Origin of the sequence: Poseidonibacter antarcticus, from assembly GCF_003667345.1 — a bacterium.
GTDB lineage: Bacteria > Campylobacterota > Campylobacteria > Campylobacterales > Arcobacteraceae > Poseidonibacter > Poseidonibacter antarcticus.
In genome coordinates this window covers 246,112-273,105 of record NZ_RCWF01000003.1, presented here as the reverse complement: position 1 = coordinate 273,105, position 26,994 = coordinate 246,112, and the positions used below count along the sequence as shown (strand labels likewise).

The window sequence follows — 26,994 nt, the reverse complement described above, 5'->3', positions numbered from 1 at the left end:
ATCCGTTCTCGTTCGACTTGCATGTGTTAAGCACGCCGCCAGCGTTCACTCTGAGCCAGGATCAAACTCTCCATAAATGAAGTGTATGATTTAACATACTGTTTGATACTGACAATTTATGTATTGTTATACAAAATTATCACTCAAATTAATAGACAAGAATTATATTCTTGTTATTATATGTATTTTATTTTATATCGCATTACTTACGATCATATTTAGAGTATTATATTCAGTTTATAAAGATTACTTTACAAACTTAAATTACATTGTTAAAGATCATCCATTTCTCGTAACACTTGGTGTCACTTAAATTGGACGGGAATTATAGGGGGTTTTATTTGCTTTGTCAAGGGAGTTTTGCTAAATGTTCGCTTAAATTTGTTAATTTGTGGATTTACTCTATTCTTTGTATACATAACCTGTTTTACTTTCAAGTTGTATTGTTCTTTTTTCATTAAATATATCGCTTAATTCAATTTTACAGTTGTTTATTATTTCATAAGAAATAGAATCATTTTCATTAGCACTTAATTTTGAATATATTTTTCCATCACTTCCAAAACTTAATTGTCCTAAAGAACTCGTTTCATTACAAGAAATATTTACAGTTCTAATATTAAAATTTTGTGATATTAATACATATTTACTATTTTTAATATTCTCAGTACAAGAGTTTGTACTATATATATTTTTTAAGGTGAGACTATCTTTTAGACTATCATCAATACCTGGATGACCAGAAGCATTTTTATCACTATATATTACATAATAGATACCACCAATAGTTTCTCTACATCTAAAAAATTTTAGAGTCCATCTTTTTTTGTGCCAAAGATTATCTGAATTACTAAATTTATCATTTATTAAAGACTGGTATCTTGTTTGTTTCAAATATAAAACTAATCTATTTGTTAAATCATCAATTTTACTTACTTTTACTTTTGGAATAAAAGATGTGTATAAAAAACCTAATAATACAATCATTAAAATTAATTCAAGAAGAGTAAAAGATTTTTTCATAATCTTATTTTATATAAACTTTATATAATTTTCTATTGTAATAACTTATTATAATTTTCAATTTGTATGTATCAAATTTTTCTAAGCTTATAAAATGTTTTGTACCTTCCTTTATTCCATAAAATCTTAATCTTAATAATAATTCATTATCATTACTTGAAACCATATTTATATTATTCTTTTTTAATTCTTGAGCCAATTCTTTTACAAAATCATATTTATAAATAAAATGTTTTTTTGGATTTGGTAAAAGTAAATATAAAGGTTTATTTACAATAGTAAAAAATACATTTATAAACAACATTAATAAAACCAAGGCCACACCAATATTATGTTTTTTTCTAAATTCTTTTAATCTAACCCTATATGAATGAAAAAATATTTTAAGCATTAAAGGCAAAGATATTACAACATAAGGAGCAAAATCTTCAATATAAACTCTTTGTCTAAAAGAAAAAAGAAAAGATAAAACTAAAGCTGTAGTCGAAATATACCAAGTTAAAGATTTTTCTTTTTGCTTAAATCCAATTCTATAAATAGTATAAAAGAAATACATAAAAAGTAAAGGTGAAAAAATAGATGCATAAATTGCAAAAGTATCCAAAAAGAAAGCTCTTGGTTTCCCAACTGTAGAAAAACCATAAATATACATAGATAAAGCAAATAAAATTAGTGAGATCCAAGGTAATTTGCTTTTTTTATCTTTAAGTGAATAGAAGAAAAGTGATAAATACAATATAGCAAAAGAATTATCTACAAATAAAAATAAAAATAACAGTACATAAGAATGATTGTTTGTTAACTTATAATAATATAAATATAATAACGTTAAAAAAATTACAATTATTGCACTATTTACCAATAAAGATGCACTTAATACACCTGGTAAAAGCATAAAAATACCAATAGATATTAATCTATCACTTTCATATGTAAAATATTTATCTGTTATCTTATACATTAAAATAACACTTAAAATATAAAAGACTATAAAGGGTAATCGTAGAGCAATATCATTTTGTCCAAATATATAAAGTGATGTATTTGTAATATAAGTTAAAACAGAAGTATTTACAAATACATTTAGGGCTTCTTTATATGAAATACTAAGCGTATTTGAAACAAACAGTAATACAATAACTAATAATGCTAATAAGGAATAGAAATAGTACTTGTATCTGTTTGTATTTGTCATAATTTTAGGAAGTTATCTATCATTTCATATCCATATTCACTCATAATTGATTCAGGATGAAACTGTACTCCATATATTTGTTTATCTTTTATTTCTAATGACATTATTTCATCATCATCAAGACTAACTGATGTAGGTATTACAACATCTGGTAAGTTATCTTTATTTACAATTAAAGAATGATATCTTGTTTCAATAAATTCTTTAGGTAAACCTTGAAAAATAACTGTATCTTTTAATACTTTTATTTTTGATGTTTTCCCATGCATCATATTTTTTGCTCGAATTACTTCTGCTCCAAACACTTGTGCAATACTTTGGTGACCCAAGCAAATCCCAAATATTGGTTTTTTACCTGCAAAATATTTTATTACATCTAAGCAAACTCCAGCATCATTTGGTGTTGCAGGACCTGGAGATATAATTATTTTTTCAGGATTAAGTTTTTCTATCTCTTCAACACTTAATTCATCATTTCTTATTACTTTTAAATTGGCACCTAATTCTAAACAATACTGCACAATATTATATGTAAATGAATCATAGTTATCAATCATTAAAATCATTTTATTTTATCCTTATGGAAAACCTATATTTATATAATTTGAGTATGATTATATCTTATTAAGGTTAGATTTTACATAAAATTTAACTTTTCTAATTTCTTTGATTAAAAGTCTTGAAAAATTTTTAACAAGTTTACATATTTAATTATTTATAAATTAGTTCAAATAATTTATATTATATTCTTACTGCTACTACAAAAATTACTTTTTTCAATATATTCATGTCCATAAAAATAACTGAAGATTTAACTTTCAATATAATATTTATTAAACTTGATAATCATTCTTACTATTAAGAGTAAATAAAGCTACTTTTTTCTATTATTCTAATAATAATTATCATTAACGATAAAAATAAGAAGGAAATTTATGTTCAAGAAACTATTATTAAGTGTAGCTGTATTATCAAGCTCATTATTAGCTAATGATGTAGTAAATGTTTATTCAAGTAGACATTATGATACAGATAAAATAATTCATAAAATGTTTGAAGAAAAAACAGGAATTAAAGTAAAAGTAATTCAAGATAAAGCTGATGCTTTAATCAAAAGAATGCAAAGTGAAGGTAAAAATTCTCCTGCTGATGTTTTTATCACAGTTGATGCAGCTAGAATTCAAAGAGTAAAAGAAAACAATTTATTCCAATCTATTGAGTCTGAATATTTAACAAAAAATATTGATAGTAAATTAAGAGATAAAGACAACGAATGGTTCGCACTTACAAAAAGAGCTAGAGTTATTGCAGTTAGAAGAGATAGTCCTCTTGCAAATGGTATTAAAACTTATGAAGAATTAGCAGATCCTAAATATAAAAACCAAATTATGGTTAGATCTTCAAGTAATGTTTATAACCAATCTTTAATGGCAGCTATGATTGCACATCATGGTGTTGAATATGCTACAAAATGGGCTAAAGGTATTGTTGCAAATATGGCAAGAGCTCCAAAAGGTAGTGATAGAGATCAAGCAAAAGCAGTAGCTGCTGGTCTTGGTTCAACAGCTATTATGAATACATATTATTTTGGTAAATTAGCTGTTAGTAATGAGTCTGATAAAGAAGTTGTTTCAAAACTAAAAGTTATTTTCCCAAAATTTGAAAATGGTGGAACTCATGTAAATATTAGTGCAGCTGGTGTTACTAAAACTTCTAAAAATAAAGAAAATGCAATTAAATATATTGAGTTTTTATTATCTAAAGAAGCACAAGAAGTTTACTCAAAAGGAAACTTTGAGTACCCAATCTTAAAAGAAGCACAAACTGCTCCTTTAGTTGCAGCTTGGGGTAAAGTTCAAGATGATAGTGTTACTATAAATGACCTTGGTAAATACAATAAAGATGCTGTAAAAGCTCTTGATGTTGCTGGATGGAAGTAAGAATTATTGAAAAATAAACTTTCATTTTTAAAAATAAGTAGTGTTTTTATAACACTACTTATTTCCATTCCTATGATTACAATATTTGTATACCTTTTTATCTCAAATACAGATAATTGGCAACATATAAAAGATACTGTTTTATTTGAGTATATTTATAATACTTTATTTGTAATGATAGGAGTTGGAGTTCTTACAACTCTTATTGGTTTTACTACTGCTTATTTAACTTCTTTTTATACTTTTTCTTTTTCAAAGTTTTTTGATTATGGACTTATTCTTCCTTTTGCTTTTCCTACTTATATTATCGCTTTTATGTACAATGGAATGTTTGGGATAACAGGTAATATCACAACTTGGGTTTTAAACTTAATGGATAAAAATTTAAGTGAAGTAGTATTTTTTGATATACAATCCGTACAAGGTGCTATTTTAGTAATATCTTTGGTTTTATATCCTTATGTTTATCTTGTATGTAGAACTTATCTAAACTTTGAATCTGCATCAATTATAGATGCTGCTAAGACTTTTAATCTTTCTTCTTGGAAGATTTTAAAAAAAGTAGTTTTACCAATTTCTAGACCTGCAATAATTGCAGGTGCAACATTAGCAATGATGGAAGCAACAGCAGATTTTGGTGTAATGCAATACTTTGGAGTAAATACATTTGTAACAGGAATATTTAAAGTTTGGGAAGGAATGGGAAGTATTGAAGATGCTTCAAAATTAGCAAGTATGCTAATGACTTTTCTTTTTATTTTAATTATTTTAGAAAAATTCCAAAGAAGAAACAAAGTATATAAAAGTTCAGGAAAAGATTTCCGACCAATTGTAAAAACAAAACTAACAGGTTCTAGTAACTTTTTTGCTTCTTTTATCTGTTTTATTCCAGTTTTCTTTGGTTTTATCTTACCTTTTATCCAATTAAGTGTTTGGTTTATACAATCTTATAAAACAGTTATTGATGATGAATTTATAGATTTATTAGTAAAAACTGTACAACTGGGTTTAATGTCTGCAACAGCTATAACTATTATAGCTTTATTAATAGTATATAACGCAAGATTAAACAAAGACAAAACTTCTTCATCATTAACTCAAATAGTTAAATTAGGTTATTCAATTCCTGGCGCTGTTGTAGCTATTGGAATATTGTCATTTTTTGGTATTTTAAATACTTATGTATTTGAAGTTTTATCTTTAGATTTTATAATATCAGGAACAGTTATAGCTGTACTTTTTGGATATATTGTAAGATTTATGGCTGTTAGTATTAATAACTTTGAATCTGGTTTCAATAGAATTCCTCAAAGTTATGATGATGCAGCACAAATATCTGGAATTGGAAAATTTAAAACATTTGTAAAAGTTTTTATTCCTTTACTAAAATCATCAGCTGCTGCTTCTTTTATAATCGTATTTATAGAAGTTGTAAAAGAGCTACCTCTTACTATGGTTTTAAGACCTTTTGATTACAATACTCTTGCTATTAGAGCATTTGAATTAAACGAACAATCTCAAACTGTAGAATCATCAGTTCCATCTATGTTTATAGTTATAATTGGAATTATCTCAGTTTTATTATTAATAAAAAATATGAAAAAGGCTCAAGATGCTAAGTATTAATAACTTATCAATATCTTTTAATGATACAAAAATTTTAGAAGATGTAAACTTTCAAGTTATGCAAGGTGAAATCACTACACTTTTAGGTTCAAGTGGTTGTGGTAAAACTACAATTTTAAGAGCAATTGCAGGACTACAAAGAGAACATGAAGGAACTATTTGTATTGGAAATACTTGTGTATCTTCAAAAGAAGTTTATACACAAGATAGAGAAGTTGGATATATTTTCCAAGATTATGCACTATTCCCTCACTTAAATGTAGAAGAAAATATAGCTTTTGCTTTAGATAAACTATCAAAAAAAGATAGAAATAAAAGAGTAAATGATTTATTAGAACAATTTGATATTGTATCTCATAGAAAAAAACAAATCCATCAGCTTTCAGGTGGACAGCAACAAAGAGTAGCAATTGCACGTGCGATGGCAAATAAACCAAAGATTTTATTATTAGATGAACCTTTTGCAAACCTTGATGCACAACTTAGATATAAAACTAAAATGTGGTTAAAAAATATTATCAAAAAGTATAATCTTTCTGCAATTTTAGTAACGCATGATAAAAAAGAAGCTTTAAGTATTTCAGATAAAATTGGTATTATTCATAATAAAAAATTACTACAATTTGATAAAACAGAAATCATTTATAATAAACCAGTTAATTATTATATTGCAAATTTTTTAGCAGAAATAAATATATTACCAGATATTTTTGTGGAAAACTTAGGATTAAAGATAAAGAATAATCAAATAGCAATAATAGAAATATCTAAATGTAATCTATCAAATAAAAACAATCTTGTTGAAATTGAGATTATTGATAAATCCTTTTGTGGAGAGTATTATGAAGTACTTATTAAACCAAAAGAGACAAAAAATAATGACTTAATAATGATCAAATCAACACTTGAAAACATAAATTTAGAAAAAAATATCTATTTAGATTTATTAAAAGAGGATGTAAAAGTTATTTTAAAATAAAATAATTAACTTCTGTTTATAATTATTTATGTATAATAATTTATGAAACTTTTTTATGTCTTATTTTTAATAATTATATCTATATCAAATCTTTTTTCAAAAGATACCCAAAAATTGACTTTACAATTAGATTGGCTAAATCAATTTCAATTTGCTGGGTATTATATTGCAAAAGAAAAAGGTTTTTACAAAGAAAATAATTTAGATGTAACAATAAAAGAGTTTAAAAATAAAACAAATCTTATTAAAAGTGTTTTAGAAAATAATAATACATATGCAATTGGAAAATCTTCATTAATAATTGATAAATTGAATAATAAAAATATTATTCTACTTGCAGCAATTTTTCAAACATCACCTTTAAGTTTAATGAGTCTAAAAAAATCTAATATAAATAATATTAACGATCTAAAAAATAAAAAAGTTATGATTACACCTTCTGCAAGGAATTCTGCAAGTATAAAAGCCATGATCAAATCTCAAGGTCTTTCCCTAGATGATATAGACTTTATACCTCACTCACTTAATATAAATGATTTAATTAATGGGAAAACTGATGCAATAGCTTGTAATTTATCAAATGAACCATATATCTTAAAAAATAAGAATATAGAATTTAATCTATTTAACCCAATTGATTATGGTTTTGATTTTTATTCAGGGATACTATTTACATCAAGTAAAGAATTAAATACAAATCCACAAAGAGCAAGAGATTTTTATGATGCTAGTATAAAAGGTTGGAATTATGCATTTTCAAATATTGAAGAAAGTGCCAAAATTATATATGAAAAATATAACACTCAAAATAAAACCTTAGATTCTTTAATATATGAAGGAAAGATATTAAAAACATTTGCTTATAAGAATAATCCAAAATATTTAGGTTATATAAATCCTTCTAAAATTAATGAACTTAAAAGATTATATTTAATTTTAGGTTTAGCTCATAATTCAAAAATCAATCTTGATAACTTTATTTTTGATGAGAAAAAAGTAATTTTAAGTTATCTAGAGAGTAAGTTCCTAAAAGATAATACTTTTGCTTTAATGACTAGTACAAAAAATATACCTTTTAGTTTTAAGAAAGAAAATACAGTAAAAGGTATTGAATTTGATCTGTTTAAATTAATTAGTAAAAGAATGGGTATTACCTACAATATAATTGAAAAACCAAAAGATCTTTCAATATTTAAATATATTAAAACTAATGATATTTATTTTGAATTTAATTACTCAAAAGATTTACTTGATTTAGACAAAATGATTTATAGTAATTCTATTTTTAATATTCCAATTGCACTTGCAACTAGTAATGATAAAAATTTTATTACAGATTTGTCAATATTGAGCGGAAAAAAAATTGCTATTTTAAAGAATTCTGATATTTATCATAAATTAAAATCAAAGTACAAAGATATAAATTACATACCTATTAAAACAAAAGAAGAAGGTTTTAAGTTACTAAAAAATAAAAAAGTTTTTGGATATATTGATAATGTTTTGTCCCTTTCTCACACCATAATAAAAGAAAAATTACCAAATATAAAAATATCTGGTACAGTTCCTTTTAATCTTGAAATGAGAATAGCGACAAATAAAGAAAATTTTCTATTAATAAATATTATTAATAAAATTATTCCTTACTTAAAGAAAGAAGAAAAGGAAGAGATTCTAAAACAATATCAGTTAACATTAATTAAACAAATTGATGATTATTCTTGGATTTATAAATATATTCTTCCATTGTTACTTGTATTAATAATTATTTCTATTTTTAATAATAGAATGAGAAAAGAAATTTTTAAAAGAAAACAAGCTGAAAAAGATTTAAAAGATTCTGCCAATAGAGATAGTCTAACATGTATTTATAATAGAGGCAAAATAGATAAGCTTATTGAATTACAAATTAAGAATTCTAAAATTTCAAAAGAAATGTTTTCTATAATATTCTTTGATATTGATAACTTTAAACAAATAAATGATACTTTTGGCCATAATAAGGGAGATAGTGTACTTATAGAAATGACTTCATTAATATCAAAAAATATCCGAGAAACAGATATTTTAGGAAGATGGGGAGGAGAAGAATTTATTATTATCCTTCCTAAAACAACTTCGGATAAAGCCTTTATTTTAGCAGACAATTTAAGGGAATTAATTAGTAAAAATGATTTTAATTTAAATAAACATATTACAATTAGCTTAGGCATAGCTCAATATACGAAAAAAGATACAAAAGAAGATTTAATTCAAAGAGCAGATGAAGCAATGTATTATATAAAAACAAGAGGGAAAAACGCAGTAAAGATTTTATAAAAGATAAGAAATAAATCTTATCTTCTATAGTTGATACTTTTTCTTAAACTCTTCACTTATATCAATAATTCCTCTTTTCTGAAGTGATTCTAATACACTTGGAGTACAATCAACATCATCAGGCCATCTTCTCTTAAAATTATCAAATGAGTTTTTATTTGTACCATCTAAACAAATAGTATTTGACTCGAAATAAAGATCTCTATTTGAATCAATATTATTAACAACTCTCCAAAGTAACATATAAAGATTATCTAGGTCATTTTGATTTGATGCATCTACAATAATCAATATTTTAATATTTTCTAAAAGTGGTTTTAAATCTTCAAATAAATGCTTTTGGTTTCTAGCTTTATCAACGCTTATTAGAGTTAAAGGATTTTTTGTATTTGTAAAATATTGTCTTAAATCTTTTACTTCATCTGTAATTGTTTGTGCTTTTAATAGTAATTCTTCATCACTTAACAGTGTAATTCCTAATTCATCTATTTCATCACCTGTACAATCAAGTCCTAGTTTTCCACCAAGTGCAAACTTTGGACTTGAATGATCAAGAGCATCAACTACACCTTTTGAAATCATAATATCATCAATATTTATTCTATTTAATATATGTTCAGTAATTGCTTTGTGATCATCTAAAGCAGGAGCATCTTCATTTACAAAAAGTGCGTGTTTTACAAAAGACATTTGTCCAACACCCCAAAAAGCATGCATCATTTGCTGAGCGTGACCTGGATATAATGTTTTTATTTTTGCTAAGATTAAATTATGAAATACTCCATTTTCAGGCATATAATAATCAATTAAATCGGGAGCAGTTGTTTTAAGTAATGGCAAGAAAATTCTCTCCGTTGCATGACCCATATATTTATCTTCTAAAGGTGGTTTTCCTACTACAGTTGCAAGAAAAGTTGGTTTTCTTTTACTTGTAATTGCAGTAACTTCCATAAATGGATACTCTTCTTCAAGTGTATAATAACCTGTATGATCACCAAATGGTCCTTCTATTTTCATTTTTGAAGGATCTACAAAACCTTCTATTACAAAGTCATTATCTTTTGGAACCCAAATATCATTTGTAATTGATTTTACTAATTGTGCATTTTTGTTTTTAACAAAACCATAAAGCATAAGTTCAAAAATTCCAATAGGAAGTGGTGCTTGTCCACACCAAATATACATAGGATCGCCACCAATTCCAATTGAAACTGGCATTTTTTTACCTGCTTTTTTGTATTCGTGGAAGAAGTGATTTGAATCTTTATGAATTTGCCAATGCATTCCTAAAGTATTATCAGAATAAACTTGAAGTCTATACATTCCAAGGTTTTTAAGCTCACCATTTAAAGAAGTAGTATAAACCTGTCCCATAGTTATAAAAGGTCCACCATCTTGCTCCCAAGTTGTTAAAATTGGTAAATCAGATAGCTTTGCATCAGCTCCAAGTTTTATAACTTCTTGACACTCCCCTTTTCCTTTGTTCTTTTTTGGAATTGTGTTTTTTAGTGCAAACATTTTTCCAAATGTTGATAGTTTTTCTGACATTGTTGTAGGTGGTTTCATTTTTAGTAAACTTTCAATTTCAGCACCTATTTTGTCCCCATCACCTATGAATAATTTTACTGCTTTTTCATTTGCAAAAACATTCATTAAAACTGGTATATCAAATTTTTTATTGTTTTTTTTATCAACTACATTTGTAAATAACAATGCTTTAGAATCTTCTTTTTTCACTTCAATATATGCGATATGAGGAATTTCTAAATTAATATCTAGTTCATCATCTATAATTTTTAATAAATCATTCTTTTTTAATAGTTCAATTGCTTTTTTCATATTTTCCTCAATTTTTTCAACCTAATAAGGTAATTAGTATAAATCTTATATCATTTTAGCAATAAAATATAGTTTATGGTAGGAGTTTTATATATGATTTATAATTTTGATGAAAAAATTAATAGAAAAGGTACAAATTGTACTAAGTATGATGGTCTAAAAAAGAAATTTGGCTATGAAGATTTAAAACCACTTTGGGTTGCAGATATGGATTTCAAAACTCCAAGTTTTATAAATGATGAAATAATCAAAGCTACAAAAAATTCTCTTTATGGATATAGTGTTGATAGTGATGAATTATATGAGTCTATTATTTCATGGCAAAAAAATAGACATAGTTGGGAAATAGAGAAAAAAAACATTTATATGATAAATGGTGTAGTTCCTGCTTATTCTGCTTGCATTGAAGCTTTTAGTGATATTGGTGATGAAGTTATTGTTCAAACTCCTATTTACCCTCCTTTAGTTAATTGTGTAAACACAAATAAAAGAAAAGTAGTAATAAATGAATTAAAAGAAGAAAATGGTTATTACACAATGGATTTGGAAGATTTAAAATCTAAAATCACTAAAAAAACAAAAATTTTAGCTTTATGTTCACCTCATAATCCAGTAGGAAGAGTTTGGAGTAAAAAAGAACTAGAAGATTTAAGCGATATTTGTATTGAAAATAATATCACTATTGTATGTGATGAAATTCACTCAGATATTACATTTAAAAAGTTTATACCTCTTGCTTCAATTAGTCCAAAAATTGCAGATATTACAATTACTCTTAATTCAGCTGGTAAAACATTTAATATTGCAGGTTTAAATTGTGCTTATGCAATTAGTAAAAATCCTAAACTTTTAAATACATTTAAAACAATTGCAATAAAAAGAGAGATAAATTCAATAAACTTCTTTGGATTTATAGCAACAAAAGCAGCTTATGAAAATGGTGGAGATTTTGTAGACCAATTAAAAGAATATTTAAAAGAAAATATAGAATTTACAAAAGAATATTTAGAAGAAAATGCTCCAAAAATTGATTTTATGTTACCAGAAGCAACATATCTTTTATGGTTAAATTTCAAAAAAACTGAGTTAAAACATAAAGAAATTGAACATAAATTATTAACACAATCAAAGGTAGCTTTAAATGATGGAGAATCATTTGGTATCAATGGAAATTCATATTTTAGATTAAATGTGGCACTTAGAAAAGAAGAGTTAAAACTCGCATTAGATGATATATCAAAGAGTTTCCAGTAATACCAAGTTATAAAGTATTACCTTTTTTCTCATTATGATAATAATAAATTTATAAAGGAGTTAAAACCTTTTAAGAACTTAGAAATTAGTGTACAATTTTAAAATAAAATTAATAAATAGGATATAAAATGTCTACAGAACTAGTTCTTGCATCTGTTATTTTTGTTACAATTGGTTTCATTTTAGTGGCAGTCTTCGTACTTACTAGATTTATAGGTCCTAAAGATGAACTAGCTCAAATGAAAAATACAGTATACGAAAGTGGTGTTTCGAACCCTGTAGGTGGCACTAATATAAGGTTTTCTATTAAATTTTATTTAGTTGCTATTTTATTCGTTTTATTTGATGTGGAAATAATCTTTATGTTTCCTTGGGCTGTAAATATTAAAGAACTAGGATACTTAGGACTTTTTGAAATGTTCATGTTTATGGGACTTTTATTTGCAGGATTAATATATATCTATAAGAAAAAGGCATTATCATGGGATTAGGAGCGGAAGCTAGTTTAGGCGATTCTATTGTAACAACAAAACTTGATCATGCAATAAATTGGGGTAGATCATACTCTTTATGGCCAATGGTTTTTGGAACTGCTTGTTGTGGTATTGAGTTTATGAGTGTTGCTGGTGCGAAGTATGACTTATCTAGATTTGGAGCTGAAGTTGTAAGATTTTCTCCAAGACAAGCTGATTTACTTATAGTTGCAGGAACTATTTCATATAAACAAGCTCCTATTTTAAAGAAAATTTATGAGCAAATGTGTGAGCCAAAATGGGTTATTTCTATGGGTGCTTGTGCTTGTTCTGGTGGATTTTATGATAACTATACAACTGTTCAAGGAATTGATCAAATTATTCCAGTTGATGAATATGTAGCTGGTTGTCCTCCAAGACCTGAAGCTGTATTAGATGCAATTATGCGAATTCAAGAAAAAGCTAATGATGAATCAATTTTAAAAGATAGAGTTAAAGAGTATAAAGGATTCCTAGATGCTTAAATGTGATATGATAATTGATTCAAGCGAAATAAAAACAACAATATTAAAATTAAAAAATGAAGAAGAATATACAATACTCTTAGATGTAACTATTATAGATTATTTAAAATATCCTGATGTTACGCCTAGTCGTTTTGCTGTTGTTTATATATTAAGAAATAAAACATTTAAAAAACAAATATCAATAAAATCATATATAGATGATTCAACATTAACAGTTGATTCTTTAACACAAATTTATAAATCAGCAAATTGGGCGGAAAGAGAAGCTTATGACCAATATGGTATTAACTTCAATGGTCATCCAAATTTAAAAAGACTTTTAAATCATCATCAATTCATAGGTCATCCTTTAAGAAAAGATTATGAAATTACAAAAGGTCAAATTTGTACAGAGACCGAAGATTTAATGGATGAAATGGATCCATTATTAATAAAAAAAGGTTATACACCAGAAGAAATAAACGATTTAATGCTTTTAAATGTTGGTCCTTCTCATCCTGCTTCACACGGTACAATTAGAAATTTTGTAGCAATGGAAGGTGAAACAATAACAGCTTGTGTTACAGAAATTGGATATTTACATAGAGGTTTTGAAAAATCTTGTGAAAACCATACATATTCACAAGTAATTCCTTATACAGATAGATTAAACTATTGTAGTGCTATTTTAAATAATATAGGTTATGCAAAAGCAGTTGAAGAAATGTTAAAAATTGATATTACACAACGTGCTAAATCAATTAGAGTAATAATTGGTGAGTTAAGTAGAATCATTGATCATCTTGTTTGTAATGCTGCAAATATGGTTGATTTAGGTGGACTTACAAATTTCTGGTATTTATTTGCCCCAAGAGATACTGCTTATGATTTATTATCAAAATTAACAGGTGCAAGACTTACTAATACTTATACTAGAATTGGTGGTTTAGAGTTTGATTTATATGATGGATTTGCCCAAGATTTAGAAAATGTATTAAAAGAAGTAGAAACAGCTTGTTCAGATGCATTAAGCTTAATTGCTCATAATAGAATATTTCAAGATAGAACACAAGATGTAGGTGTAATTGACTCTGATTTTGCTTTAAGTGCTGGTATTTCAGGACCAAATTTACGTTCAACTGGTGTTGCTTATGACTTACGAAAAGATAAACCTTATTATGGTTATGAAAATTACGATTTTGATGTTGTAATAGGCTCACATGGTGATGTCTATGATAGAATGATGTGTAGATTTGAAGAAATGGTTCAAAGTACAAAAATCATAAGACAAGCAATGAAAGAATTACCAGATGGTCCTATAAATGTAGATGCACCTGGTGTTTTATTACCATCTAAAAAAGATGTTTATGGAAATATTGAAGGTTTAATGAATCAATTTAAACTTACATTTGAAGGTATCAAAGTACCTAAAGGTGAATATTATTCTTCAACTGAAGCAGGAAATGGTGAGCTTGGTTTCTTTATAGTTAGTGATGGTGAAGGTAGACCTTACAAAGTAAAATGTAGACCTCCTTGTTTTTATTCACTTGGAGCTTATTCTAATATAGTAGAAGGTGGAATGCTAGCAGATGCTGTTGTAACAATGGCAAGTATGAACTTTATTGCTGGGGAGTTTGATAGATAATGAAAACATTTGTATTTACTAAAGAGAATGAAGAGAAATTTCAAGAACAATTAAAAAAATATCCTAATAGCGATTCTATGATGTTACCTTGTTTATGGCTAGTTCAAGAACAAGAAAACTGGATTTCGCCAGAAGCTATGATTTTTATTGCAAATAAATTAAAGAAAACTCCAATTCAAGTATATGAAGTAGCGACTTTTTATACTATGTTTAATTTAAAACCAATTGGTACTTATCATATTGAAGTTTGTAAAACATTGTCTTGTATGATGATGGGAGCAAATGATTTAATCAAATTTATGAAAGATACAGTTGGTATTGAACCTGGACAAACAAGTGAAGATGGTAAATTTCACTTAAGTACAGTTGAATGTATGGGTGCTTGTGGTGGCGCACCAATGTTTGCTATAAATGGTGAATATAAAGAAAATCAAAGTGTACAATCCTTGAAAAAACTTGTAGAAGGATGTAAATAATGCTAGTTAAAGTTGTAAGCAAAAAATTTGATATTCCAAATTATCATAAATTAGAAGTTGCACAACAAAATGGTGCATATTCTTCGATAGAAAAACTTTTTACAATGACTCCTGATGAAGTAACAAATGAAGTAGTAAATTCAGGTTTAAGAGGAAAAGGTGGAGGTGGTGCACCTTGTGGTCCAAAGTGGAAACTTATGCCAAAAGATGATCCAAGACCAGCATACTTAATAGTAAATGGGGATGAAAGTGAACCAGGAACTTTTAAAGATAGACAAATATTCCAATATGATCCACATCTTTTAATAGAAGGAATAATTTGTGCATCGTATGCAATAAATGCACATCATGCTTATATTTATATAAGAGGTGAATACAAATTTTTTAGTGATCGTGTTGATGAAGCAATACAAGAAGCATATAAAGCTGGAATTATTGGTGAGAGTGTTATGGGTCATGATTATAAAATGGAAATAACAGTTCATCGAGGTGCTGGGGCTTATATCTGTGGTGAAAAATCAGCACTTATTGAATCGCTTGAAGGTAAAAGAGGACATCCAAGACTTAAACCACATGGAAAAGAGTGTGAATGGTTCTTTGGAAATCCAGCAACTGTAAATAATGTTGAAACAATTGCAACTGTTCCTTTTATTGTTGAAAATGGATATGAAGCTTATACAGCTTATGGAACACAAAAATCACCTGGAACAATGTTATTTGCAATGAGCGGACCTGTTAAAAATCCAGGAGTTTATGAGTTAGCATTTGGAAACAAAATGATTGACTTCTTAAATGAAGTTGGTGGTGGTATGAGAGATGGTAAAAAACTAAAAGCAGTTATACCAGGAGGTTCATCTTGTCCAATTTTAACAGCCGATGAAGTAGAAAAAGCTGTATTGGATTATGAATCTATGTGGGATATTGGTTCTACATTAGGAACAGGTGGAATGATTGTAATTGATGAAGACACTTGTATGGTTAAAGCTGCAAAAAACTTAATTGAATTTTATCATCATGAATCATGTGGACAATGTACACCTTGTAGAGAAGGTTGTGGTTGGATTGATAATATATTGACAAAAATTCTTAACGGTGAGGGTTCAAAAAAAGATATTGATACGATAAATGATGTATGTGTATCTTTAAACGGTAAAACAATTTGTGTATTTGCACCAGCTGTTAAAGATATTATTCAAAGCATGGTGCAAAAATTCCCACAAGAATTTGAAGCATACTTTAAAAATTAAATTTTATATAGGAGAAACAAATAAATGGCAAAAAACACTTTTACGCTAACAGACAATAGAAATGGTAATTCATACGAATATAACGTACTTGATGGTACAAGAGGACCTAGTGTTGTAGATATTTCTACATTCTATAAAGATTCAGGAATGTTTACTTATGACCCAGGTTATACTTCAACTGCATCTTGTGATTCAAAAATTACTTTTATTGATGGCGAAAACTCTGAATTAAGATATAGAGGAATTGATATTAGAGATTTAGCAGGTAAGCGTTCTTTTTTAGATGTATGTTACTTATTAATGAGAGGTTCTTTACCAACAGAAGAAGCTTCTAAAAATTTTGATTTAGAAATCAGACATAGATCTTTTTTAAATGAAGGGTTAATTAGAATATTTGATGCATTACCAGATGGTGCTCATCCAATGGCAACAATGGGTGCTGCGACTATGGCACTTGCTGCTTTTTATAAAGATCATTTAAACTTAAAAGATGATAAACAATTTAAAATAATGAGAAGAAGAATTGTTGCAAAAATGCCAACTATTGCTGCAATGGCCTATAGAAATTCTATTGGTACACCATTAATATACCCAGATGTAAATAGATATTTTACTGAAAACTTCCTATATATGTTAAGAGCTTATCCAGGTGGAACTATGAAAAGACTTCCTGATGGGACTAACGAAGAAATTAAACAAGTAGAAGTAGAAGCACTTGATGCAATCTTTACTTTACATGCTGATCATGAACAAAATGCATCTACTACAACTGTAAGAAATGTAGGTTCTACTGAAGCTCATCCTTATGTTGCTATTTCTTCAGGTATTGCTGCTTTATGGGGATCTGCTCATGGTGGTGCAAATGAAAAAGTAATGGATCAATTAAAATTAATTGGTGATGTAAAAAATGTACCTACATATATTGCAAAAGCAAAAGATAGAAATGATCCATTTAGACTTATGGGATTTGGACATAGAGTTTATAAAAATAGAGATCCAAGAGCTGAAACATTAAAAGGTTTACAAGATAAACTAAGAAAAGAATTAAATCTTGATTCAAAATTATTAGATATTGCTGCTGCTGTTGAAAAAGCTGCCTTAAGTGATGAATACTTTAAAGAAAGAGGTTTATATCCAAATATTGATTTCTATTCAGGTGTTATTTTAACTGCACTTAAAATTCCAGTTGAAATGTTTACTCCAGTATTTGTTATTGGTAGAACTCCAGGTTGGATTGCACAATGGTCTGAATTAAAACAAGATCCTAAACATAAAATTGCAAGACCTAGACAATTATATACAGGTAACTAGAAATAAACTAACTTAAGTGTAAGGGGTAAATTAAATGAGCGAAATGGTAGAATTAACAGTCAATGGCGCACAAATGAAAGCTTCTAAAGGAAGCTTGTTAATTGATAAATTATTGGATGAAAATATCCATATTCCTCATTTTTGTTACCACCAAGCACTTGGTAAAGATGGTAACTGTAGAATGTGTATGGTTGAGATTGAAGGTCAAAAAAGACCTCAAATTGCTTGTGACACACCAATCAAGGATGGAATGATTGTAAGAACTAAGGGTGAAAATATCGAAAAAGTTAGACGAGATATTTTGGAACTTGAACTTATAAATCATCCAATTGATTGTCCTACGTGTGATCAAGCAGGAGAGTGTAAACTCCAAGATTACTATATGGAATCTGGTTTTTACGAATCAAGAATAAATACAGATACAAAAGTTCATGCAAGAAAAAGAGTTGATTTAGGCTCAAATGTAATGCTAGACCAAGAAAGATGTGTACTTTGTACTAGATGTGTAAGATTTTGTTCTCAAATTACAAAAACAAATGAATTAGGTGTAATTAATAGAGCCGATCATTCTGTTATTGGAACTTTTCCAGGACAAAAATTAGATAATCCTTACGCAATGAATGTTATTGATATTTGCCCAGTTGGAGCCTTAACAAATAAAGACTTTAGATTTAAACAAAGAGTTTGGTTTTTAGAAACTTTTGATGCAATTTGTAATGGTTGTTCAAAAGGATGTAATATTTATGTTGATCATAGAAAAGAAAAATATAAAGATGACCAAATATTTAGATTTAGACCTCGTGTAAATAAAAATATAAATGGATTTTTTATGTGTGATGAGGGAAGATTATCATATAAAAATGAAGCTATAAATAGATTTACTATAGGCTTATTAGACAATGCAGAAACAAATATAAGTAACACAATTACAAATATGTTTAAAGAGTTAACAACTCAAAAAAATATTTTATTTGTATTAAGTCCAAATCTTTCTTTAGAAGAAATGCAAAATGTAAATAATCTAGCAAATAAATTAAACGCAAGTGTATCAGGATATTCTCCAAATACTTTTGATGAAAATTTTAAAGATGATTATTTAAAAACAAATGATAGAAGTGCTAATAGAGCTGCGTTTAAAGAATTAGAAATAAATGAAGAAGAAACATATTTTACTAAAAAACTTAGTGATTCAACACTAGTAATTATAATTGATAATAACTATTTTGATGATAATTTAGAGTTACTTAAAAATAAAAAAGTAATTTCTCTTTTCTCTCACCATTGTTTAACTATTGGAAATTCAAATATTGCAATTCCAATATCCTCTTTTTATGAAAAATCAGGAACGTATATTAATAATGCAGGCATTAAACAAAAAGTAATATCAAAAATTAATAAAAATGAACCAATGGAATCAATTACTACTGTTATTGAACATTTAAAATCAATGATTGAAAAAGGAACTCTATGAGTAGTGCAATTGTAATAGCTGTAAATATAGCATTAGCTGCATTTCTAGCAGTTGGTCTTACTCCTGTTTTTGTATGGTGGGAGAGAAGAGTATCAGGATTTATGCAAGATAGAACAGGTCCAAATAGATGTGGAATTGGTCCAATTAGACTTGGTGGTCTAATTCAAAGTTTTGCAGATATGTTAAAACTAGTATTTAAAGAAGATTTTACTCCAACACATATAAAATATAAATTCTTTTTTACAATTGCTCCTGTAATTGTATTTTTTTGTTCATTTTTAACATTTGCAACTATTCCATTTGCTGATAACTTAGTAATAGATGGACAATCTTTTATTATGTCAGCAATTCCAAATCAACTAGGAATTATGTGGTTCTTAGCATTTGCTGGTTTATCTATTTATGGAATCATTTTAGGTGGTTATTCATCAAATAGTAAATATGGACTTTTAGGTTCAATTAGAGCAGCGGCTCAAGTAATTTCATACGAAGCTGCAATGGCACTTGCAATTATTTCAATGCTTTTATCTTATGGTTCAATTCACCTAACAGATATTGTTAATGCACAAACAGGAACATATTTTGGATTTATTCCAATGTGGGGAATATTTATTCAACCTCTTGCTTCAATTATTTTTATAGTTTGTGCATTTGCTGAAACAAATAGAGCTCCTTTTGATATAGCAGAGGGTGAATCTGAAATTGTTGCAGGTTATCATACAGAGTATTCAGCTATGAGATTTGGTCTTTTCCAAGTTGGTGAATATGCTGCAATGAGTGCATCAGCTGCAATTATTGTTACACTTATATTTGGTGGTTATCAAATTCCTTGGTTAGATACTCCAACTGTTCAAAATAATATGGATTATATTATGATGGCTCTAATTGTTATCTTACCTATAAAAGTATTTTTCTTTACAAGATGGATGAAAAAGAATAATAAATCAAAAAATAGTGAAGATAAATCAAGAGATTTAGAAACAAAAATCTTAACAATAGTATTTTGGACTATTGCACTTGTAGTTGTTGCATTACTTGCAACTTTTTTAAGTGTTGGTTTAGGACAAAATGGCGTAAATATTGCAACAGCAGTTCTTCAAGTTGGAACATTCTTAGTTAAATTTTTTATGATGGCATTTGTATTTATTTGGATTAGATGGACTGTATTAAGATTTAGATATGACCAATTACAAATGTTAGGTTGGAAAGTGTTATTGCCATTAGCTCTTTTAAACATTGTAGTAACTGCTACGTTTATTGTAGTACAAGGGAGTTAAGATGGGAATTAAAGTAGTACCAAGATATGGTAAGTCATTTAAAGACAAAATATACCTTCCTGCAATCATAGGTGGTATGAAAACAACTTTTAATCATTTTACTAAAAACTTAAAAGATGTTAACAAGCTAAAAACTATGCAATATCCAGAAGTTCAACCAACAGATTTGAATGAAAGATACAGAGGTGTTCATAGACTTACAAAATGGGAAGATGAAACAGAAAAATGTGTTGCTTGTTTTATGTGTGCAACTGCATGTCCTGCTGATTGTATTTTTATTGAAGCAGAAGAGAGATTTGATGAACATGATGAAAAACGTCCAAAAGAGTTTAAAATAGATTTACTTGAATGTGTATTCTGTGGTTATTGTGTAGAAGCTTGTCCTTGTGATGCAATTAGAATGGATACTGGAATTTTTTCATTTACAGGAAGTACACGTGAAGAATTTGTTTTAGATAAAAAAGCATTAATGGCAAATGACAGATCAAAGGATTTAAGTGATGATTGATGTAATATTTATAGCATTGGCTTTCCTAGCAATTTCTGGTGCAATTGCTATGATAGTATATGCAAATCCAATGTACAGTGCTCTTGGAGTTTTAATCTCAATGCTAAGTGTTGCAGGAATGTTTGCACTTCTAAATGCAACTTTTCTTTTCTTAGTTCAAATTATTGTTTATGCAGGTGCAATTATGACATTAATTCTTTTTATTTTAATGTTCTTGAATATAAAAGAAGAAGATTTACCAAAAGAGCCTAGAAAATTCCAATTTATAGCTATTGGTGCAATTATAATGATTCCACTTAATATTTTAATTTTAAAAGCAGTTTCAAAATTACCTGAAAAAGATTTCTCAATATCTAGTTCTAATTTTGGTGATATTAAACCAATTGGAATGCAATTATATACAAATTGGTTATTAGCATTTGAGTTAATCTCAATTTTACTTTTAGTTGCATTAATTGGTGCGGTTGTTCTTGCAAAAAAAAGAAAATCAAAAATTAATAATGCAGGAGAAGAATCATGATTTCATTAACATCTTATGCATTTGTTGCAATGATGCTTTTTTCTATTGGTGCAATAGGCGTAATTGCAAGAAGAAATATTTTTGTAATTTATATGTCAATTGAAATGATGCTAAATGGTATTAACTTATTCTTAGTTACATTTGCTAGATATCATTTTAATATGGATCCTCAAATAATTACAATAATGGTAATAGCAATTGCTGCTGCTGAAGCTGCAATTTTCTTATCTGTAATTATTCTTTTATATAGATCAAGAAAATCACTTGATACAGATATTTTTAACACTTTAATACAAGGAGAAAAATCATGAATACAAACTTGTTAGTTTGGATTATTTTAGCTCCTCTTTTAGGTGCTATTGTTAATACAGGATTTTACTTCTATCATATAAAGAAACAAAAAGTATCTGATTTAGTTTTTTCTATAATTGGAACAGCTACTCCTTTAATTTCTTTTTTAATTACTCTTAGTTTATTTTTAAGAATGAATAATGAAGGTATAACATTTAAACAAGAGTTATTTACTTGGATAAGTATTGATAAATTAAATATTAGTATGTCTTTTTTAGGTGATAACTTATCAATATTTATGAGTATGTTTATTACATTTGTAGGATGGTTAATTCATATCTATGCAATTGGTTATATGAAAGGTGATAATGGTTATGGTAAGTTTTTTGCTTACTTCAACCTATTCTTAGCATCTATGTTAATTTTAGTATTAGCAGATAATCCAATTATTCTTTTCATTGGTTGGGAAGGTGTTGGTCTTTGTTCATATTTATTAATTAAATTCTATTATGGAAAAGCAGAAAATGTAATTGCTGCAAATAAAGCATTTATTGTAAATAGAGTTGGGGATTTTGGTTTTTTACTTGGTGTTGTTACACTATTTTTTGCTTTAGGAGGAGTTGATTTATCATTTGCTTCTATTGAAGCAAATATAGGAAATGCTAGTAATGATTTATTAGTATTATCAGGAATTCTTCTATTTATTGGAGCAATGGGTAAATCAGCTCAAATTCCATTATATGTTTGGCTTCCCGATGCAATGGCAGGTCCTACTCCAATTTCAGCATTAATTCATGCTGCAACTATGGTAACAGCTGGTGTTTATATGGTTGCTAGATTTCATTTTCTTTATGTTGGAATTGAAAACATTGGTTTATTCATTGCTTATATTGGTGCATTTTCCGCTCTTTTTGCTGCAATTATTGCAACAAAACAAACAGATATTAAAAAAATTCTTGCATATTCAACTATGAGTCAATTAGGTTATATGTTTATAGCTGTTGGACTTGGTTTTTACTCAACTGGTTTATTTCACGTATTTACACATGCTTTCTTTAAAGCAATGTTATTTATGGGTGCTGGTGGAGTTATAATAGCTGTTCATCATGAACAAAACATATTTAAAATTGCACAACATAGAGCTGCTTTACCAATTATTGGATTTACTTTCCTTATTGGTGTTATTGCAATTTCGGGAATTCCTCCATTTTCTGGTTTCTTTTCAAAAGATGCAATTTTAGCATCAGCTTTCCAAGAAGGTCAATACCTAATTTGGGCTATTGCATTATTCACTGCATTTTTAACTGCATTTTATATGTTTAGATTATATTTTATTGTTTTTGTAGCTCCTACAAAGCATAATATAAAATATGAATACACATCAAAAACAATTACTTTTCCATTAGTTTTATTAGCAATTGGTGCAATTGGTGCAGGATTTTTAAACTTCCCAAGTATTTTTGGTGGTGAACATCAAGTCGATTCTTGGCTTGCACAATTAAATTCAAAAGAGATTCATTTAAGTCATATGACTGAATATATTTTAATGGCACTATCTATTATTGTTGCTGCTGCTGGTATTAAAGTTGCCCATAGTAAATATGCAAACTTTGATGTATATAAACCAGAAGAAGAAACAGGATTAATTGGTAATAAATTCTACATTGATGAACTTTATGACAGATTATTTGTTCAATCAAGTAAAAAATTATCTGTGTTTATTGATAAAGTACTTGATGATAAAATCATTGATGGCTTTATTATGAGTTCTTCACTTGGATTTATCAAAATTGGTAAAAAAGTTGCAATGATTCAAAATGCAAATATTAGATTTTATGCTGCTACTATGCTTGTTGGGATGACATGCATATTTATTTATTTATATATTAAGTTAGGATTATAATATGAGCTCAGATATACTTTCATTTATCATATTTTTACCTGCAATTGTGGCATTTGGATTAATGCTTACAACGAAGGATGTTAATACAATTAGAAATATTGCATTTCTAACTACTACTGTTATTTTAGCTCTTGTTCTTAAAATTTATATAGAGTTTGAACCAACTTCTGGAATGCAATTTGTTACAAATGTAACTTGGATTGAAACTTATGGAATAAACTATTATGTTGGATTAGATGGTTTTTCTTTAACTATTTTAATGATGATTGCGATTTTGATTCCTACTTCGTACCTTCTATTATGGGAAGGAAGAACAAAAGGATATTGGATAAATATGCTTTTAGTTCAAACAGGAGTTACGGGAACACTTTTATCTTTAGATGTTGTTTTATTTTATTTCTTTTGGGAAGTTATGCTTTTACCTGTATTCTTAATGATTGGTTCATATGGATTCGGGGATAAAATCTTCACAACAATAAAAGTAACAGTTTATACAATGGTAGGTTCATTATTAATGTTCATTGCTATTTTATATTTAGGTGTTGCTTATCATACAGAATTTGGTGTATGGTCGTTTGCATATAATGAATTAATGAGAATTACTACAATTGATTATTCAACAAAGGTATGGTTATTTTTAGCTTTCCTTGCTGCATTTGCTATTAAAATTCCAATATTCCCTCTTCATACTTGGATTATGGATACATATAAAAATGCACCAACGGGTGCTGTTTTCCTTTTATCTTCTATAATGGCAAAACTTGGAATTTATGCAATTGTAAGATTTATGATTCCAATTTTTCCAGAAATTTATATTGAATTTTCAATGTATTTTGTAGCTATTGGATTATTTGGATTAGTTTACTTTGGCATTGCAGCACTAATGCAAAATGATATTAAAAGAATGTTAGCATATTCATCAGCATCGCATTTAAGTTTTATTGCAGCTGGTATATTTTCATTAAATGAATATGGTATTAATGGAGCTTTATATTTAATTATTGCACATGCAATTGCAACTGGTGCATTATTTTTACTAATTGGTTTAATTCATGAAGAAACAGGATTTAAAACTATTAAAGATTTAGGTGGAATTGCAAAACAAGCACCTATTTTAACTTTTATATTTGCAATAATGTTATTTGCAAATATTGGATTACCAGGAACAAATGGTTTTGTATCTGAACTTTTAATTATCTTTGGTGTTTATGAATTCAATCATACTTTAGGTTATATCTCAGCTGTTACAGTAATTATTGGAGCATCTTATATGTTATGGATGTTTCAAAGAGCAATTCTTCAAGATAGACCAGAAGGTGCACCTGTTTTAAAAATGAGAGATTTAAAAATAAAAGAAATTATTGGTTTAGCACCTTGGGTTATATTGGTATTTTTAATGGGTATTTATCCTGATATTTTTATTGATAAATTTGAACCTACAGTTACTCACTACTTAAGTGATATCTTACATATTGGAGCTTCTAAATGAATGAAATTATCTATTTAATTCCAGCAATAACTGTTTTGATAGGTGCTTTAACACTTATGTTTATGAGTATGTATGATAAATATACTGTTAAAACATTTATTACAGTTTCTTCATTATTTTTAATAGTTGCCTTAGGTTTCTCATTATTAAGATTTACAGAATCTTATTCAGTTTTACCTTTTAGTGACTTATTAAACAATGTATTAATATATGATACTTTTTCAAATTTCTTTGATATTTTATTAATATTTGGAACTCTTTTAACTCTTTTAATTGGTGAGCATTATTTCCAACATAGATCATACTTTAAAGGTGAGTTTTTCTCAATTTTATTATTTGCATTATTTGGAATGATGTTATTAGGTCACTCAAATGAATTAATAACTGCATATATTGCACTTGAAATTGCATCATTTTCTGTTTATATTATGGTTGGTGTTAATACAGAAGATTCAAAAAGAGTTGAAGCTATATTTAAATACTTAGTTTTAGGTGCTTTTATTGGAGCATTTTATTTATTAGGAACAGTATTAATTTATGGTGCAACTGCTACAACAAATTTAAGTGAATTAGGTACATATATTGCATCTCATTCTGGTGATGATATGATTTTAGTATATATAGGATTAACATTAATTTTATTTATATTCCTTTTCAAAATTGCAGCTTTCCCATTCCAATCATGGCTTTTAGATGTATATAGAGGTGCGCCAATGGTTATTACTTCTTATATGGCATCTACATTTAAAATTGCTATTTTCTCATTTTTCTTAAGAGCAATTTTAACTGATATAGCTCCTATTATTGATTTTTGGGATGGAATTATGTATGTAATTATTATCCTAACACTTGTTTTTGGTACATGGTTAGCAATTACACAAACGATTATAAAAAGAATGTTAGCAGCCTCTTCAATTGTTCACACAGGGTATTTATTATTAGCATTTATTGCACTTTCATATAAAGATGGACATATATTAAATATTGAATCAGCATATGCCATGATGTTTTATTTAATTGCTTATTTATTATCAGCACTTGGTGCATTTGGATTAGCTTCACATATTATTTCAGAAACAAATGTTAGAGTTACATATAATGATTTTAAAGGTTTAGCACATGAAAGACCTTTTTTAGCCGCAATGATGACAATATTTTTATTTTCACTAGCAGGAATTCCTTCAACTATTGGATTTATTGGTAAATTCTATGTATTTACAGAAGCAATTAATGCAGGATATACAACACTTACAGTTGTAGCAATATTTGCAACTATCGTTTCAGTTTATTACTACTTTAAATTAATTGCAATGATGTATTTTTACCCTGCTCCTCTTACTTGTAGTATTGAAGGGTTTAATGATAAAAGAGTTTCAACATATGCGATTGCATTCATTGCGATACTAACTATCTTAGGTGGAGTTGGGACAGCTATTGTATTTTTTATACCTATTCTAAATATTGATGCAATAATTACTTTAACTCAAACTGCAGTTCAATCTTTATTTATAAAATAGAGTGTGTTAATACGTAACATACTCTTTTATAAATGTCACTTCTAAACAATTAATTTTTTAACACTCTTAAAGCCCATTAAATGGGCTTTAAAAACAGGCATACAATCAATCAATTATACTATTACAAGTTATTAATGTATATGCATATAAAGGAAATTGAAGTACATCTCCGCTATTATTATGCT

Annotated in this window: 23 protein-coding genes and 1 rRNA gene; 19 read left to right on the top strand and 5 right to left on the bottom strand. The window is 27.4% G+C overall.

Annotation, left to right across the window (positions count from 1 at the left end; all coding sequences use genetic code 11):
* From D9T19_RS06310 to D9T19_RS06295, 4 genes are all read right to left on the bottom strand, one after another.
* A 16S ribosomal RNA gene (locus tag D9T19_RS06310) occupies positions 1–77 on the bottom strand; the annotation flags it as partial.
* 325 nt (positions 78–402) lie between these two features.
* Positions 403–1,023: a type II secretion system protein gene (locus tag D9T19_RS06305; protein WP_121627376.1), complete on the bottom strand. Its 621-nt coding sequence runs from the start codon at positions 1,021–1,023 to the stop codon at positions 403–405.
* 4 nt (positions 1,024–1,027) lie between these two features.
* Positions 1,028–2,218 (bottom strand): glycosyltransferase family protein, encoded by a 1,191-nt coding sequence (locus tag D9T19_RS06300; RefSeq protein ID WP_121627375.1) that lies wholly within the window; start codon positions 2,216–2,218, stop codon positions 1,028–1,030.
* Entirely contained in the window at positions 2,215–2,784 is a 570-nt protein-coding gene (locus D9T19_RS06295; protein ID WP_121627374.1) for an anthranilate synthase component II, read from the bottom strand. Before D9T19_RS06295 ends, D9T19_RS06300 begins: the two co-directional genes overlap by 4 nt.
* A gap of 369 nt (positions 2,785–3,153) precedes the next feature.
* Here D9T19_RS06295 and D9T19_RS06290 point away from each other — a divergent pair, with 369 nt between their 5' ends.
* From D9T19_RS06290 to D9T19_RS06275, 4 genes are all read left to right on the top strand, one after another.
* A complete protein-coding gene (locus D9T19_RS06290; RefSeq protein ID WP_121627373.1) occupies positions 3,154–4,158 on the top strand; it encodes an extracellular solute-binding protein in 1,005 nt (334 codons plus the stop codon).
* A 6-nt stretch (positions 4,159–4,164) separates the two neighbouring features.
* Entirely contained in the window at positions 4,165–5,784 is a 1,620-nt protein-coding gene (locus D9T19_RS06285) for an ABC transporter permease (RefSeq protein WP_121627372.1), read from the top strand.
* Positions 5,771–6,763, top strand: coding sequence for an ABC transporter ATP-binding protein (locus D9T19_RS06280; RefSeq protein WP_121627371.1), 993 nt, complete (start codon positions 5,771–5,773; stop codon positions 6,761–6,763). The genes D9T19_RS06285 and D9T19_RS06280 overlap by 14 nt, the downstream gene beginning before the upstream one ends.
* 114 nt (positions 6,764–6,877) lie before the next feature.
* The gene (locus D9T19_RS06275) at positions 6,878–9,082 is read left to right on the top strand and encodes a diguanylate cyclase (protein ID WP_162984551.1); all 2,205 of its coding nucleotides are present in this window, start codon (positions 6,878–6,880) and stop codon (positions 9,080–9,082) included.
* A gap of 24 nt (positions 9,083–9,106) precedes the next feature.
* Here D9T19_RS06275 and D9T19_RS06270 read toward each other — a convergent pair whose 3' ends face one another.
* A complete protein-coding gene (locus tag D9T19_RS06270) occupies positions 9,107–10,921 on the bottom strand; it encodes a menaquinone biosynthesis decarboxylase (protein WP_121627369.1) in 1,815 nt (604 codons plus the stop codon).
* A 93-nt stretch (positions 10,922–11,014) separates the two neighbouring features.
* Between D9T19_RS06270 and D9T19_RS06265 the strand changes: the two genes are divergently transcribed.
* The 15 genes from D9T19_RS06265 to D9T19_RS06195 all read left to right on the top strand — a co-directional run bounded on the left by D9T19_RS06265 (position 11,015) and on the right by D9T19_RS06195 (position 26,809).
* Positions 11,015–12,175 carry a MalY/PatB family protein gene (locus D9T19_RS06265; protein WP_121627368.1) on the top strand — a complete coding sequence of 387 codons (1,161 nt, stop codon included), beginning with the start codon at positions 11,015–11,017 and terminating at the stop codon, positions 12,173–12,175.
* Between the two features lie 128 nt (positions 12,176–12,303).
* Complete coding sequence (locus D9T19_RS06260; RefSeq protein WP_121627367.1) at positions 12,304–12,666, top strand: NADH-quinone oxidoreductase subunit A; 363 nt, start codon at positions 12,304–12,306, stop codon at positions 12,664–12,666.
* On the top strand, positions 12,657–13,172 hold the full coding sequence (locus D9T19_RS06255) for an NADH-quinone oxidoreductase subunit B (protein WP_121627366.1): 516 nt from the start codon (positions 12,657–12,659) through the stop codon (positions 13,170–13,172). The genes D9T19_RS06260 and D9T19_RS06255 overlap by 10 nt, the downstream gene beginning before the upstream one ends.
* Positions 13,165–14,799 (top strand): NADH-quinone oxidoreductase subunit D, encoded by a 1,635-nt coding sequence (locus tag D9T19_RS06250; RefSeq protein WP_121627365.1) that lies wholly within the window; start codon positions 13,165–13,167, stop codon positions 14,797–14,799. The genes D9T19_RS06255 and D9T19_RS06250 overlap by 8 nt, the downstream gene beginning before the upstream one ends.
* The gene (locus tag D9T19_RS06245) at positions 14,799–15,275 is read left to right on the top strand and encodes an NADH-quinone oxidoreductase subunit NuoE family protein (protein ID WP_121627364.1); all 477 of its coding nucleotides are present in this window, start codon (positions 14,799–14,801) and stop codon (positions 15,273–15,275) included. The genes D9T19_RS06250 and D9T19_RS06245 overlap by 1 nt, the downstream gene beginning before the upstream one ends.
* On the top strand, positions 15,275–16,522 hold the full coding sequence (gene nuoF / locus D9T19_RS06240; protein WP_121627363.1) for an NADH-quinone oxidoreductase subunit NuoF: 1,248 nt from the start codon (positions 15,275–15,277) through the stop codon (positions 16,520–16,522). Before D9T19_RS06245 ends, nuoF begins: the two co-directional genes overlap by 1 nt.
* A 24-nt stretch (positions 16,523–16,546) precedes the next feature.
* On the top strand, positions 16,547–17,833 hold the full coding sequence (locus D9T19_RS06235) for a citrate synthase (protein ID WP_121627362.1): 1,287 nt from the start codon (positions 16,547–16,549) through the stop codon (positions 17,831–17,833).
* 34 nt (positions 17,834–17,867) lie between these two features.
* Positions 17,868–19,304, top strand: coding sequence for an NADH-quinone oxidoreductase subunit G (locus D9T19_RS06230; protein WP_121627361.1), 1,437 nt, complete (start codon positions 17,868–17,870; stop codon positions 19,302–19,304).
* Complete coding sequence (locus tag D9T19_RS06225) at positions 19,301–20,581, top strand: complex I subunit 1/NuoH family protein (protein ID WP_121627360.1); 1,281 nt, start codon at positions 19,301–19,303, stop codon at positions 20,579–20,581. Before D9T19_RS06230 ends, D9T19_RS06225 begins: the two co-directional genes overlap by 4 nt.
* Before the next feature lies 1 nt (position 20,582).
* Positions 20,583–21,089 (top strand): NuoI/complex I 23 kDa subunit family protein, encoded by a 507-nt coding sequence (locus D9T19_RS06220; RefSeq protein WP_121627359.1) that lies wholly within the window; start codon positions 20,583–20,585, stop codon positions 21,087–21,089.
* Positions 21,082–21,609, top strand: a complete 528-nt coding sequence (locus D9T19_RS06215) for an NADH-quinone oxidoreductase subunit J family protein (protein WP_121627358.1) — start codon at positions 21,082–21,084, stop codon at positions 21,607–21,609. Before D9T19_RS06220 ends, D9T19_RS06215 begins: the two co-directional genes overlap by 8 nt.
* Positions 21,606–21,920 (top strand): NADH-quinone oxidoreductase subunit NuoK, encoded by a 315-nt coding sequence (gene nuoK, locus D9T19_RS06210; RefSeq protein WP_121627357.1) that lies wholly within the window; start codon positions 21,606–21,608, stop codon positions 21,918–21,920. Before D9T19_RS06215 ends, nuoK begins: the two co-directional genes overlap by 4 nt.
* On the top strand, positions 21,917–23,803 hold the full coding sequence (nuoL, locus tag D9T19_RS06205; protein ID WP_121627356.1) for an NADH-quinone oxidoreductase subunit L: 1,887 nt from the start codon (positions 21,917–21,919) through the stop codon (positions 23,801–23,803). Before nuoK ends, nuoL begins: the two co-directional genes overlap by 4 nt.
* 1 nt (position 23,804) lies before the next feature.
* Complete coding sequence (locus tag D9T19_RS06200) at positions 23,805–25,292, top strand: complex I subunit 4 family protein (RefSeq protein WP_121627355.1); 1,488 nt, start codon at positions 23,805–23,807, stop codon at positions 25,290–25,292.
* On the top strand, positions 25,289–26,809 hold the full coding sequence (locus tag D9T19_RS06195; RefSeq protein ID WP_121627354.1) for an NADH-quinone oxidoreductase subunit N: 1,521 nt from the start codon (positions 25,289–25,291) through the stop codon (positions 26,807–26,809). Before D9T19_RS06200 ends, D9T19_RS06195 begins: the two co-directional genes overlap by 4 nt.
* Positions 26,810–26,994: the final 185 nt, after the last annotated feature.